This is a genomic window from Streptomyces sp. NPDC045701, assembly GCF_056432045.1.
In genome coordinates, this window is sequence record NZ_JBWKJV010000048.1 from 13,248 (window position 1) to 27,326 (window position 14,079).

Below are 14,079 nucleotides of genomic sequence, written 5' to 3' on the forward strand. Positions count from 1 at the left end.
GCCGCCCGACCGGCACGTGCCCCCCCCGGCGCCCACCCGTGAAACCACCCGGCCCGGTGGTTCACCGCGCTCCCCCCCGCCCCCCGCCGAGCCGGACAAGACGATCCCCCGGGGCGGAAGCCCGCCCCGGGGGAAAATCACTCGCCGGTCCCGCCACGGCCCCCGCCCGGCCGGCCGTCATCCGACCTCGGGGTCGCCCTTCGTGTACGTGAGGCGCTCGACCTGGCCGGACTCGTACTCGTCCTCGATCTTCTTGCCGTTCACGAAGATCTCGATCGCCCCGGCGTTGCCGAGGATGAGGTCGAGCCGCTCGTCGTCCTGGAAGGTCTTGGAGTCGCCCTTGAGGAGCAGCCCGTCGAAGAGGAGCTTGCCGTCGCGCGCCTTGGCGGAGATCCAGCTCTTGTCGTCGATCGCGGTGAGCCTGACCGTCACCTTGTCCTTGGGCGCGGCGGCGATGGCGCTCTCCGACGGCGCGGGCGGCGGGGCGACCACCTTGGGCGGCTTGGGCTTGCCGGTGGCCTTGTGCGCCGGGGCCGGGCCCTCGGCGACGTGGTTGGTCCGGGAGCCGCCGCCCTCGCCGTTGAACAGGGTGAAGCCGACGAAGCCGATCACCGCGACGATCGCGGCGACCATGGCGGCGGTCCAGTTGGGCCGGCGCCGCTCGGGGCGGATGCGTTCGGCTTCGAACAGCGGCGCGGCGGGTGTCGGCGACGGACGGCCGCCGTGCTCGGCGTCGTACTGCCCGACCAGGGCCGAGGGGTCGAGACCGACCGCGCGGGCGAGCGTTCGGACATGGCCACGGGCGTACACGTCGCCGCCGCACCGCGAAAAGTCGTCCTCCTCGATCGCGTGCACGATCGGGATGCGGACGCGCGTGGAGCTGCTGACCTCCTCGACGGTGAGGCCCGCGTCGATGCGTGCCTGCTGCAGCGCACGGCCGATCGAGGGCCGGTCGTCCTCGGAAGCGTCGGAGAGGTCCGCGACGCCCTGGGCAGACCCGGCAGCCGCAGCACGCGGGTCGTCCGAGGTGTCGGGAGTCGAAGGACGGTCGTCTTCGGGAGAGTTGCCGATGGACACGAGGGCGCCTTTCGAGCGTGTAACCACCTGCTGGAGGTTCAGTCTATGGGTGGTACGAAAGGGTGGAGCAACCGGGCGGACGCACTTTGTACGCCATCGGAATGGCCGGGGCGTCCGAAGGGCGGGACAACCGCTCCCGCCCCTCCTTCCAACTTGACGTACGGCAGAGGGAAACGGTTGCTCACGGTTCCCTCACGACTGAGGCGCCTCCTCGGAGTCCTACGACTCCGACTCCCCACGGATGACGGCGAGTACTCCATCCAGCTCATCGGGTTTGACAAGGACGTCCCTCGCCTTGGACCCCTCGCTCGGTCCCACGATGTTGCGCGACTCCATCAGGTCCATCAGCCGGCCCGCCTTGGCGAAGCCGACGCGCAGCTTGCGCTGGAGCATGGAGGTCGAGCCGAATTGGGTGGAGACGACGAGTTCGGCGGCCTGGCACAGCAGGTCCAGATCGTCGCCGATGTCCTCGTCGATCTCCTTCTTCTGCTTGGTGCCGACCGTGACGTCGTCCCGGAAGACGGGCGCCATCTGGTCCTTGCAGTGCCGTACGACCGCCTGGACCTCCTCCTCGGTGACGAAGGCGCCCTGCATGCGGACCGGCTTGTTGGCGCCCATCGGCAGGAACAGGCCGTCGCCCTTGCCGATCAGCTTCTCGGCGCCCGGCTGGTCGAGGATGACCCGGCTGTCGGCGAGCGAGGAGGTGGCGAAGGCGAGCCGGGAGGGCACGTTCGCCTTGATCAGGCCGGTGACGACGTCCACCGACGGGCGCTGCGTGGCGAGCACCAGGTGGATGCCGGCGGCCCGGGCCAGCTGGGTGATGCGCACGATCGCGTCCTCGACGTCCCGGGGCGCGACCATCATCAGGTCGGCCAGCTCGTCGACGATGACCAGGAGGTACGGGTAGGGCTGGAGCTCGCGCTCGCTGCCCTCCGGCGGCTTGACCTTGCCGGCGCGTACGGCGGCGTTGAAGTCGTCGATGTGCCGGTAGCCGTACGCCGCGAGGTCGTCGTAGCGCAGGTCCATCTCGCGCACGACCCACTGGAGGGCCTCGGCGGCCCGCTTGGGGTTGGTGATGATCGGCGTGATCAGGTGCGGGATGCCCTCGTACGCGGTCAGCTCGACCCGCTTGGGATCGACGAGCACCATCCGTACGTCCTCGGGGGTCGCCCTTATCATCACCGAGGTGATCAGGCAGTTGATGCACGACGACTTACCGGAGCCGGTGGCACCGGCGACCAGGATGTGCGGCATCTTCGCGAGATTGGCCATCACATAGCCGCCCTCGACGTCCTTGCCGAGCGCCACCAGCATCGGGTGGTCGTCCTCGGCGGCGTCCGCGAGGCGCAGCACGTCGCCGAGGTTGACCATCTCGCGGTCGGTGTTGGGGATCTCGATGCCCACGGCGGACTTGCCGGGGATCGGCGAGATGATCCGTACGTCGGGGCTGGCGACGGCGTACGCGATGTTCTTCGTCAGCGCCGTGATCCGCTCGACCTTCACGGCCGGGCCGAGCTCCACCTCGTACCGGGTGACCGTCGGGCCGCGGGTGAAGCCGGTGACGGCGGCGTCGACCTTGAACTCCGAGAAGACGTTCGTCAGCGACGCGACGATGGCGTCGTTGGCGGCGCTGCGCGTCTTGCCGGGGCCACCGCGCTCCAGCAGGTTGAGTGACGGAAGGGCGTAGGTGATGTCCCCGGCGAGCCGGAGCTGCTCGGCGCGCGCCGGCAGGTCCTGCGGGTCGTCGCGCAGGGGCGCGGGCTTGGTGAGGTCGGGTACGAGGCCGCCGGGCGTCCGCTCGTCCCGGGCGGGTGGTACGGAGCCGGCGTCACCGGCCGCCCGCGTACCGCGCGCGCCCCGGGCGTCCCGCGCCTCGCGCGCGTCCCGCCCCCGGTCGCCGGTGACGTCCCGCGTCAGGTCGGCGACCACCGGGGAGGGCGGCATGCCGTTGAGCACGGCCCCGTCCAGCGCGGCGGCCGCCGCCGCGGCGACGTCCACGGCGTCCAGGGGCCGGTCGTGGTCCGCCTCCAAGGGCGCGGCGGCCTTCCGGGGCCGCCTGCGCCGGGTGAGCGCCTCCCCCTCGGCGTCGTGGGGGGCGTACGCACCGGGCTGCGCGCCGCCCCGCCGCGACCGGGCGGGCAGCGCCTCGCGCCACTGCTCGTCGTACCGCTCGTCGTCCGGGCCGAGCTCGCCGGGCGCGGGCTCGACGATCCCCAGCCGCACGCCGAGCGCCCTCAGCCGCTGGGGGATGGCGTTGACGGGTGTCGCCGTGACGACGAGCAGCCCGAAGACGGTGAGCAGCACCAGCATCGGTACGGCGAGGACCTCGCCCATCATGAAGATCAGCGGCTTGGAGGCGCCCCAGCCGATCAGTCCGCCCGCGTCGCGCACCGCCTCGCTGCCCAGGTTCCGCCCCGGCGAGCCGCAGGCGATGTGGACCTGGCCCAGCACGCCGATGACGAGCGCGGACAGCCCGATCACGATCCGCCCGTTGGCCTCGGGCTTCTCGGGGTGGAGGATCAGCCGGATGGCGATGGTGCCGACGAGGAGCGGGACGAGCAGGTCGAGCCGGCCGAAGGCGCCGGTCACCAGCATCTCGACCAGGTCGCCGACCGGGCCCTGGAGGTTGGCCCAGGTGCCGGCGGCGACGATCAGGGCGATGCCGAGCAGCAGCAGGGCCAGGCCGTCCTTGCGGTGCGCCGGGTCGAGTCCCTTGGCGCCGCGCCCTATGCCCCGGAACATCGCGCCCACCGCGTGGGCGAGGCCCAGCCAGAGCGCGCGCACCAGCCGGTACACGCCCGCCGTCGGCGAGGATGCCGCCCTCGGCGCGGCCTTCTTCGCCGCCACCTTCCGGGCGGGCGCCTTCCTGGCGCCCCTGGCGGCGGGCTTGGCCGCCCTCACGGGCGCGGTCTTCTTCACGGGGGGCTTCGCCGGGGCGGCCTTCGCCGCGGCAGTCGTACGGGCGGCGCGCGGCCGCGCGGTGCCCGCCGCGCCCTGGGAACCCTTGCCGGACGTACGTGAGGCCATGGTGGTGAGGTTACCGGTGTGGGGCGCGGTGGACACGCGTGCCCACCGCTTCACCCGTTCGTGTCGTCCGGAGGATGTCGCGGAGCTGACGCGCACTCAACAGGAGGGCGGGACGGGGCCCGCTCTCCAGCGATGGGCCGGGCCCGCAGGCCCGCCCGGGCGGTCAGTTGTGGTTCTGCGGCATCGGCGGGCCGCCGCTTCCGGTTCCGGGTTCGAGCGCGTCCAGTGCCCGGCGCAGCCCGGTGAGTTTGCGCTCCAGGTGTGCGGCGGTGGCGACGGCCGCGGCGTCCGCCGAGTCGTCGTCGAGCTGCTTGGACAGCGCCTCCGCCTGCTCCTCGACTGCCGCGAGCCGGGCGGACAGTTCGGCCAGCAGCCCCGGGGACTCCTTGACGGCTCCGCCCTGGCCGCCGCCCTCGAGCTGCAGCCGCAGGAGCGCGGCCTGCTCGCGGAGCTGACAGTTCTTCATGTAGAGCTCGACGAAGACCGAGACCTTGGCGCGCAGCACCCAGGGGTCGAACGGCTTGGAGATGTAGTCGACGGCCCCGGCCGCGTATCCCCGGAAGGTGTGGTGCGGGCCGTGGTTGATCGCCGTCAGGAAGATGATCGGAATGTCCCGTGTCCGTTCCCGACGCTTGATGTGCGCGGCGGTCTCGAAACCGTCCATTCCTGGCATCTGGACGTCCAGCAGAATGACCGCGAAGTCGTCCGTCAGCAGCGCTTTGAGCGCTTCCTCCCCTGACGATGCCCGCACCAGCGTCTGATCGAGCGCAGAGAGGATGGCCTCCAGCGCCAGCAGATTCTCCGGTCGGTCATCGACCAGGAGGATCTTGGCCTTCTGCACCATGGCCCGTCCTCCTCGCCCCGGCAGTTGGCCGGGCGCCGCCCCAGGGGACGACTCCCTTGCGCCGTCCGTCCTTGTGCCGGTCATGGTAGCCGCACCCCGCCTGTCACCACACCCTGTCACCGCGATGTCACTGTGCACGTAGCGGAAACGCGGTGGGAGACCAGAAGGTTCCCCGAATCGCGCGCTCTCACACGCTTTCAACCACAGTCAGTCAACAACTCGCCAGGTCTTCCCCTGCCGCCGCTCACTCTCCGCTCATCCACTGCTCCATCACGGCGAGCAGGTGATCCGGATCCACCGGCTTCGTGACGTAGTCGGAAGCGCCCGACTCGATCGCCTTCTCCCGGTCGCCCTTCATGGCCTTCGCGGTGAGCGCGATGATCGGCAGGCCGGCGAACTGGGGCATGCGGCGGATCGCGGTGGTCGTGGCATAGCCGTCCATCTCGGGCATCATGATGTCCATCAGTACGACCGTCACATCGTCGTGCTGCTCCAGGACTTCGATGCCCTCCCGGCCGTTCTCCGCGTACAGCACCGACAGCCCGTGCTGCTCCAGCACGCTGGTGAGCGCGAAGACATTACGGATGTCGTCGTCGACGATCAGCACCTTCTCACCGTGGAACTCGAAGCTGCGCCTCGGCTCGTGCGCCTCCTGACCGGCCGCCGGCCACGCCTCCGCCGCCCCGGACGGCTGCCCCGGCTGGCCGGGCTGGCCGGGACCCGACTGGTCCGGCTGCCCCGGCAGGGCGGTCCGCTGCTTCGCGGCGCCCAGCGCCGCCCTGCGCCGGTGCCGGAACAGGGCGCCCACGCCCGAGCGTCCCTCGGAGCGGTCGGAACCCGGGCCAGCGGCCGGCAGGCCGTGCACGTCCAGGGCGCCCTCGTCGCCGCCGTGTTGGAGGTCCGGCCCATGCTCGTGGCCGTAGCCCTGCGGCGGCAGCTCGCTCGGGTGCAGCGGCAGGTACAGCGTGAAGGTGGACCCGCGGCCCGGCTCGCTCGCCGCGTGGATCTCGCCGCCCAGCAGACGGGCGATCTCCCGGCTGATGGACAGCCCCAGTCCCGTACCGCCGTACTTGCGGCTGGTCGTCCCGTCCGCCTGCTTGAACGCCTCGAAGATCACGCGCATCTTGCTGGCCGCGATGCCGATTCCGGTGTCCGTCACCGAGAAGGCGATCAGATCACCCTCCGGGTCGCGCAGCGAGCCGGCCTCCAGCAACTGCTCACGGATGGACTGCGGCACGTCCGCCCTGGCCGGCCGGATCACCAGCTCGACCGCCCCGCTGTCGGTGAACTTCACCGCGTTCGACAGCAGGTTCCGCAACACCTGGAGCAGCCGCTGCTCGTCGGTGTGGAGCGTCGCCGGCAGCTCGGGCGAGACCCGCACCGAGAAGTCGAGCCCCTTCTCGGCGGTCAGCGGCCGGAAGGTCGCCTCCACGTAGTCGACGAGCTGCACCAGCGCGATCCTCGTCGGGCTGACGTCCATCTTGCCCGCCTCGACCTTCGACAGGTCCAGGATGTCGTTGATCAGCTGGAGCAGGTCCGAGCCCGCGCCATGGATCGTCTCGGCGAACTCCACCTGCTTCGGGGACAGGTTCCCGTCGGCGTTGTCCGCCAGCAGCTTCGCCAGGATCAGCAACGAGTTCAGCGGCGTGCGCAGCTCGTGCGACATGTTCGCCAGGAACTCCGACTTGTAGCGCATGGAGACCGCGAGCTGCTCCGCCCGCTCCTCCAGCACCTGCCGAGCCTCCTCGATCTCGGTGTTCTTCACCTCGATGTCGCGGTTCTGCTGCGCCAGCAGCTCGGCCTTCTCCTCCAGTTCGGCGTTGGAGTCCTGAAGTGCCTTCTGGCGGCTCTCCAGTTCGGCCGAGCGCTCACGCAGCTGCTCCGTCAGCTCCTGGGACTGCTTGAGCAGTACCTCGGTCTTGCTGTTGACGCTGATGGTGTTGACGCTCGTCGCGATCATCTCGGCGATCTGGTTGAGGAAGTCGCGCTGGATCTGGGTGAAGGGCTGGAACGACGCCAGCTCGATCACCCCGAGGACCTTCCCCTCGAACAGCACCGGCAGCACGATCACGTGCGCCGGGGCCGCCTCCCCCAGTCCGGAGGAGATCCTCAGGTACCCCGGCGGCACGTTGACCTGGATGGTCCGCTTTTCCTCGGCCGCCGTCCCGATCAGCGTCTCGCCCGGCCGGAACGACGTGGGCATCGCCCCGGACGAGTAGCCGTAGCTTCCGCGCATGACCAGCTCGTACGAGCCGTCCTCGTCCGCCCCGATCTCGTTGCCGCCACCGGTCGGCATCGCCAGGAAGAACGCGCCGTGCTGCGCCGAGACGACCGGGGTCAGCTCGCTCATGATCAGCGAGGCCACGTCGTCCAGGTCGCGACGGCCCTGCATGAGGCCGGAGATCCGGGCCAGGTTGCCCTTGAGCCAGTCCTGCTCCTCGTTGGCGAGGGTCGTGTCGCGCAGGTTGGCGATCATCGTGTTGATGTTGTCCTGGAGGACCTGGATCTCGCCCGCCGCGTCCACGTCGATCTTGAGGTTCAGGTCGCCACGGGTAACCGCCGTGGCCACCGCTGCGATCGCCCGCACCTGCCGGGTCAGGTTCCCCGCCATCTCGTTCACCGACTCGGTGAGGTCGCGCCAGGTGCCGTCCACGTCCCGCACCCGGGCCTGGCCGCCGAGGATGCCCTCCGTACCCACCTCACGGGCGACCCGGGTGACCTCCTCGGCGAACGACGACAGCTGGTCGACCATCGTGTTGATGGTGTTCTTCAGCTCCTGGATCTCACCCCGCGCGTCGATGTCGATCTTCTTGGTGAGGTCGCCCTTGGCGATGGCGGTGGTGACCGTGGCGATCTGCCGCACCTGACCGGTCAGGTTGGACGCCATCGAGTTCACCGACTCCGTCAGGTCCTTCCACGTACCCGACACACCCGGCACCCGGGCCTGACCGCCCAGCTCGCCCTCCGTACCCACCTCACGGGCCACGCGCGTCACCTCGTCGGCGAACGAGGACAGCGTCGTCACCATCGTGTTGACCGTGTCGGCCAGCTCGGCGACCTCGCCCCGCGCCTCCACCGTGACCTTCTTGGTCAGGTCGCCATTGGCGACGGCCGACGACACCCGCGAGATGTTCCGCACCTGCGAGGTCAGGTTGTTGGCCATGACGTTGACGTTGTCGCTCAGGTCCTTCCAGATGCCGGTCACGCCCCGCACCCGGGCCTGACCGCCGAGGATGCCCTCCGTACCCACCTCACGGGCGACGCGGGTCACCTCGTCGGCGAAGTTCGACAGCTGGTCCACCATCGTGTTCACGGTGGTCACCAGGTCGAGGATCTCCCCGCGCGCGTCGACGGTGATCTTCTTCGACAGGTCGCCCTTGGCGACCGCCGTGGTCACCTCGGCGATGTTCCGCACCTGCGAGGTGAGGTTGTTCGCCATCGAGTTGACGGACTGGGTCAGGTCCTTCCAGGTGCCGGAGACGCCCTGCACCTCCGCCTGGCCGCCCAGGATGCCCTCGGTGCCCACCTCGCGGGCCACCCGGGTCACCTGCTCGGCGAAGTTCGACAGCTGGTCCACCATCGTGTTGAGGGTGTTCTTCAGCTCCAGGATCTCGCCGCGCGCGTCCACGTCGATCTTCTGCGACAGGTCACCCCGCGCCACCGCCGTGGCGACCTGCGCGATGTTGCGCACCTGGGCGGTGAGGTTCCCGGCCATGCCGTTCACCGAGTCGGTCAGGTCCCGCCACACACCGGCGACGCCCGGCACCTGCGCCTGCCCGCCGAGCCGCCCGTCCGTGCCCACCTCGCGGGCCACCCGGGTCACCTGCTCCGCGAAGGCCGAGAGCTGGTCCACCATCGTGTTGATGGTGTTCTTCAGCTCCAGGATCTCGCCGCGCGCGTCCACGTCGATCTTCTGCGACAGGTCACCCCGCGCCACCGCCGTCGTCACCTGCGCGATCTGACGCACCTGCGAGGTGAGGTTGCCGGCCATGAAGTTGACGGAGTCCGTCAGCTCCTTCCACGTACCGGACACCCCCGGCACCCGGGCCTGCCCGCCGAGCCGGCCCTCCGTCCCCACGTCCCGCGCCATCCGCGTCACCTGGTCCGCGAACGACGACAGTTGCGCCACCATCGTGTTGACGGTGTTCTTCAGCTCCAGCATCTCGCCCGCGACATCGACGGTGACCTTCTGCGACAGGTCTCCGTTGGCGACCGCCGTCGTCACCTGCGCGATGTCCCGCACCTGACCGGTGAGGTTACGGAACGCCGTGTTCACCGAATCGGTGAGGTCCTTCCACGTCCCCGCCGCGCCCGGCACCTCCGCCTGGCCCCCCAGTCGGCCCTCGACACCCACCTCCCGCGCCACGCGGGTCACTTCGGAGCCGAACGCCGACAGCTGGTCCACCATCGTGTTGACGGTGTTCTTCAGCTCCAGCATCTCGCCGGCCACATCGACGGTGACCTTCTGCGACAGGTCACCGTTCGCCACCGCCGTCGTCACCGTCGCGATGTCCCGCACCTGCGTCGTCAGGTTCCGGAACACCGTGTTCACCGAATCGGTGAGGTCCTTCCACGTCCCCGCCGCACCCGGCACCTGCGCCTGACCGCCCAGCAGCCCCTCGGCGCCGACCTCGCTCGCCACCCGCGTCACCTCGTCGGCGAACGTCCGCAGCGTCTCGGTCATCTGGTTGATCGTGTCGGCGAGCTGCGCCACCTCACCCCGCGCGCTCACCGTCACCTTCTGCGACAGATCGCCGTTCGCGACCGCCGTCGTCACCTCGGCGATACCCCGCACCTGGGACGTCAGGTTCCCCGCCATCGTGTTGACGGAGTCGGTCAGGTCCTTCCACACTCCGGCGACGCCCGGCACCTCCGCCTGGCCGCCCAGCTCGCCCTCCGTACCCACCTCCCGCGCCACACGTGTGACCTCGGAGGAGAACGACGACAGCTGGTCCACCATCGTGTTGACGGTGTTCTTGAGCTGGAGCATCTCACCGGCCACATGCACGGTGACCTTGCGTGACAGGTCGCCCTTGGCGACCGCCGTGGTGACGAGAGCGATGTCACGCACCTGGGCGGTCAGCCGGTACGCCATGGTGTTGACCGAGTCCGTCAGGTCCTTCCACGACCCCGACATGCCCCGGACCTGCGCCTGACCACCCAGCTTGCCCTCGGTACCGACCTCCAGGGCCACCCGCGTCACCTCGTCGGTGAACGCCGACAGCTGGTCGACCAGGTTGTTCACCGTCCGGGCGACCTTGAGGAACTCGCCCCGCAGCGGTCGCGCCGCCCCGTCCGTACCCTCCGACCGCAACTCCATCCGCTGGTCGAGATCACCCTCCGCGACCGCGGACAGCACCCGCCCGACCTCGGACACCGGCCGGGTCATGTCGTCCACCAGCGCGTTCGCGGCCTCGATGGCCTGCGCCCAGGCGCCCTCGCTGGCCCCGACCTCCAGCCGCTCGGACAGCTTGCCCTCGCGCCCGACCGTGCGCCGGACCCGCTGCAGCTCGCCGGTCAGGTGCAGCTTCCGGTCCGCGACCTCGTTGAAGACGGCGGCGATCTCCGCCATCACGCCGTCACCGGTCACGGTCAGCCGCTTGCGGAAATTGCCGTCCCGCATCGATACCAGAGCCGCCAGCAGCCGATCGAGGGCGGCGGCGTCCACCTCGACGGTCCCGCCGCTCCGGGGCCGTCCGCCCTTCGCGCGCGTGCTACCGCCCCGCGCCGTCACGCCAGACTCCACCGTGTCCCTCCCGAAGGGGTTGACCGTACTGCTCGGGCATTGCCGCTCCCTCTGCCGCTGGAAGCTCTCCCAGTGTTTCACCACGACAGAACCAGGCCATAACAGTTCGGCAGCTTCGCATAACGTCCCCGCCCTCGGGGGACGGAAACAGCGGTGACCACCATCCGCCCGGACAGCGAAGGTAAGTAACCTGGCATCCGGCTGTCCAACCGCCCCGGTCCGCCCGGCAGGGGCGGCGCGACGCCGCGGGACCACCGGGCACGGGGGAGGGGCAGGGCCGATCATGGCAGAGCCGGGCGTCGATACGTGTACGAGGAGTTCTGTGATCACCGCTCGGGCGGCCGCCACCTTCGAACCCGTGGGACGGTCCGTGGCGACCGCCCGGGCCTTCGTCCGGGACACCCTCCAGGGCTGGGGGTACACCGACGTCGTCGACGACGCCGTCGTCCTGACCAGCGAACTCGTCACCAATGCCGTCATCCACGCCGGCACCGCCGCCGACGTCCTGTGCCTGCGCACGGAGAACGGCGTCCGCATCGAGGTCGCCGACCGCTACCCCGAGCGCGAGGTCCCCCTCCAGGGCACCAGCCGCTCCCTGATCAACCCCGACAGCGAGAACGGCCGCGGACTGCTCCTGTGCGCCGCCCTCGCTTCCCGGTGGGGCGTCGACTACTCCCCCACCCGCAAGCATGTCTGGTTCCAGCTCGACCTGCCCGAACGCCCCGTCGGAACCCGCTCCGCCGGCCCCGTGATTCCCACCGAGCTCCTCCCGGTCACCGAGGACCGGATCCGCGTCGCCGTGGCCCAGATCGACCGCAACGGCACCGTCACCGCCTGGAACGAGGACGCCCGGCACCTCTTCGGGTACGCCGCCGACCAAGTCGTCGGCAAGCCCCTGGGTGACCTCGCCGCCTGGCCCCACACCCCTGGCATCGGCACCGGCATCGCCGAGGCCCTCCGCCTCTCCCGCTGGGAGGGCAGCTACGGCATCCGCGGCAGCGACGGCCGCGTCATCCCGGTCTACGCCTCCCACCTGCGCGTACGCGACACGAACGGCGAACCGTCCACCGTCTGCCTCCTGGTACGGGACTACGAACGCGCCGTCCTCCAGTCCCCGCCCCGCACCCCCGTCGACTCCAGCAAGGAGAGCCGCTCCACCGACCCCTTCGAGGTCTTCATCGGCTCCCCAGCCCCCGACGACCTCGACGGCCTCCTCCAGCGGACCGTCGAGCGCGCCCGTGACATGCTGGACGGCGACGCCGCCTTCCTCCTCCTCGCCACCGACGACGAGACGGAGCTGGAAGTGCGCGCCACCACCGGCCTCCCCTCGGCCCGCCAGCGCTTCGCCCGGGTCCCCGTCGAGGCCGCGGGCACCGGCCGCTACTCCTCGGCCCGCATGCCCGCCGTCCACGAGGACCTCACGGCCGTCCCCGGCGCCGTCCCGCTCCTCAACGGCACCGGCATGCGCTCGGTCGTCACCGTCCCCCTCAAGGTCGAGGGCCGCCTCACCGGCTCCCTCGGCGTCGCCGCCGAAGCCGCCCGCCGGTACTCGAACGAGGAGGCCCTCCGGCTCCAGTTCGCCGCCGACCGCATCGCCCTCGCCGTCGAATCCGCCCGCCTCGGCGAACTCGAACGCCTCCGCCGCGGCTCCCTGAGCTTTCTCGTCGAGGCCTCCGACCTGCTCGCCGGCACGCTGGACCGCGACCAGACCCTGGCGCTGATGGCGCAGATGACGGTCCCCACCCTCGCGACCTGGTGTGCCGTCTACACGATCGCCGACCCCACCTCGGAGCCCTACCTCTCCTACGTCCTCCACGAGGACGAGGAGCGCATCGACGGCCTCAAGGCCCTCCTCTCCAAGATTCCCCCACCGGAGCCGGTGCCCTCCCCCGGCGCCCGCGTCTGGACGGCACCCGCCGACGCCGCCCACGAGGCGGCGCTGCGCACCTCCATGCGCGAGCTGGGCCTCGCCTCCAGCCCCGTCTCCTCCGGCATCGGTACGACGCTGGCCACAGCCGCAGCGGTCGGCGGCGAGACCGTCGTGCTCCCCCTGGTCGCCCGCAACCGGGTCATCGGCATGCTGACCCTCGGCAAGCCCTCCGACGACCACTTCCGCCAGGAGATCCTGGAGCTCGCCGAGGACCTCTCCCGCCGGGCCGCCCTCGCCCTGGACAACGCCCGCCTGTACTCGGAGCGCATGGCCATCAGCCAGTCGCTCCAGCGCAGCCTGCTGCCCCCGGGCCTTCCCCAGATCCCCGGCGTCGAGGTCGACGTCATCTACCGCGCGGCCGGCGAGGGCAACGAGGTCGGCGGCGACTTCTACGACCTCTTCCCCATCCACGACAACGCGTACGGCTTCGCCATCGGCGACGTGTGCGGTACGGGCCCGGAGGCGGCCGCCGTCACCGGCCTCGCCCGCCACGCCCTGCGCCTGCTGGCCCGCGAGGGCTTCGGCGGACCGGCGGTCCTGGAGCGCCTGAACGCCGCGATCCTCGATGAGGGCGCCCGCAGCCGCTTCCTCACCCTCCTGTACGGCGAGCTGTGGCCCCAGGAGGACGGCAGCGCCCTCCTCAAGGTCGTCTGCGCCGGCCACCCCCTCCCGCTGCGCCTCCGCCAGGACGGCACGGTAGAACCGGCCGCCGAGCCGCAGCCCCTCCTGGGGGTCATCGACGACCTCGAGCTGTACGAGGAGACCGTGACCCTCGACCCGGGCGACGTCCTCCTGTGCGTCACCGACGGCGTCACCGAGCGCCGCGAGGGCTCCCGCATGCTCGGCGACGACGGCCTCGCCGAGGTCCTCACCACGTGTACGGGCCTGACGGCCGGCGCGGTCACCACCCGCATCATGCGCGCGGTCGAGCGCTTCGCCGCGGAGCCCCCGTCCGACGACATGGCCATCCTCGCCATGCGCGTCCCGGAGCCGCACACCGACTGAGAACGGAAAACGAAGAAGGCCCCCGCCACTAGGGCGGGGGCCTTCTTGTTGTCTGAGCCCCCAAACGGAATCGAACCGTTGACCTTCTCCTTACCATGGAGACGCTCTGCCGACTGAGCTATAGGGGCCGGCTTGTCGCTTCGGGGTTTCCCCCGGCAACGAGATAAAGCATACCCCGAACGCGCGGGAATGCCCAACCGTCGTTGACGAGCCGGCAGACCCACAAGCACCGACCGGCCGACGCGAACTGACGCGGCTTCATACGCACAACCGGGAACGCGGAAAAGCCCCGCACCAAAAGGTGCGGGGCTCTCCCATAAAACTTGTTCGGCGGCGTCCTACTCTCCCACAGGGTCCCCCTGCAGTACCATCGGCGCTGAAAGGCTTAGCTTCCGGGTTCGGAATGTAACCGGGCGTTTCCCTAACGCTATGACCACCGAAACACTATGA

General features: G+C 70.5%; 5 protein-coding genes, 1 tRNA gene and 1 rRNA gene. 1 reads left to right on the forward strand and 6 read right to left on the reverse strand.

Going from position 1 to position 14,079, the window contains the following annotated elements:
- Window positions 1–177 precede the first annotated feature (177 nt).
- The 4 genes from AC07DW_RS29190 to AC07DW_RS29205 form a co-directional block, all read right to left on the reverse strand.
- Entirely contained in the window at window positions 178–1,077 is a 900-nt protein-coding gene (locus AC07DW_RS29190) for a helix-turn-helix domain-containing protein (protein ID WP_478860676.1), read from the reverse strand.
- A gap of 219 nt (window positions 1,078–1,296) precedes the next feature.
- Entirely contained in the window at window positions 1,297–4,104 is a 2,808-nt protein-coding gene (locus tag AC07DW_RS29195; protein ID WP_478860677.1) for a DNA translocase FtsK, read from the reverse strand.
- A gap of 163 nt (window positions 4,105–4,267) precedes the next feature.
- On the reverse strand, window positions 4,268–4,948 hold the full coding sequence (locus AC07DW_RS29200; protein WP_478860678.1) for a response regulator: 681 nt from the start codon (window positions 4,946–4,948) through the stop codon (window positions 4,268–4,270).
- Between the two features lie 244 nt (window positions 4,949–5,192).
- Complete coding sequence (locus AC07DW_RS29205; RefSeq protein ID WP_478860679.1) at window positions 5,193–10,694, reverse strand: HAMP domain-containing protein; 5,502 nt, start codon at window positions 10,692–10,694, stop codon at window positions 5,193–5,195.
- Between the two features lie 283 nt (window positions 10,695–10,977).
- Here AC07DW_RS29205 and AC07DW_RS29210 point away from each other — a divergent pair, with 283 nt between their 5' ends.
- On the forward strand, window positions 10,978–13,629 hold the full coding sequence (locus tag AC07DW_RS29210) for a SpoIIE family protein phosphatase (protein ID WP_478860680.1): 2,652 nt from the start codon (window positions 10,978–10,980) through the stop codon (window positions 13,627–13,629).
- 55 nt (window positions 13,630–13,684) lie between these two features.
- On the opposite strand, the gene AC07DW_RS29215 is transcribed toward AC07DW_RS29210, so the two are convergent.
- Together AC07DW_RS29215 and rrf are read right to left on the reverse strand one after the other, a co-directional pair.
- Window positions 13,685–13,757, reverse strand: a tRNA-Thr gene (locus AC07DW_RS29215).
- A gap of 197 nt (window positions 13,758–13,954) precedes the next feature.
- Window positions 13,955–14,070, reverse strand: a 5S ribosomal RNA gene (gene rrf, locus AC07DW_RS29220).
- Window positions 14,071–14,079 lie beyond the last annotated feature (9 nt).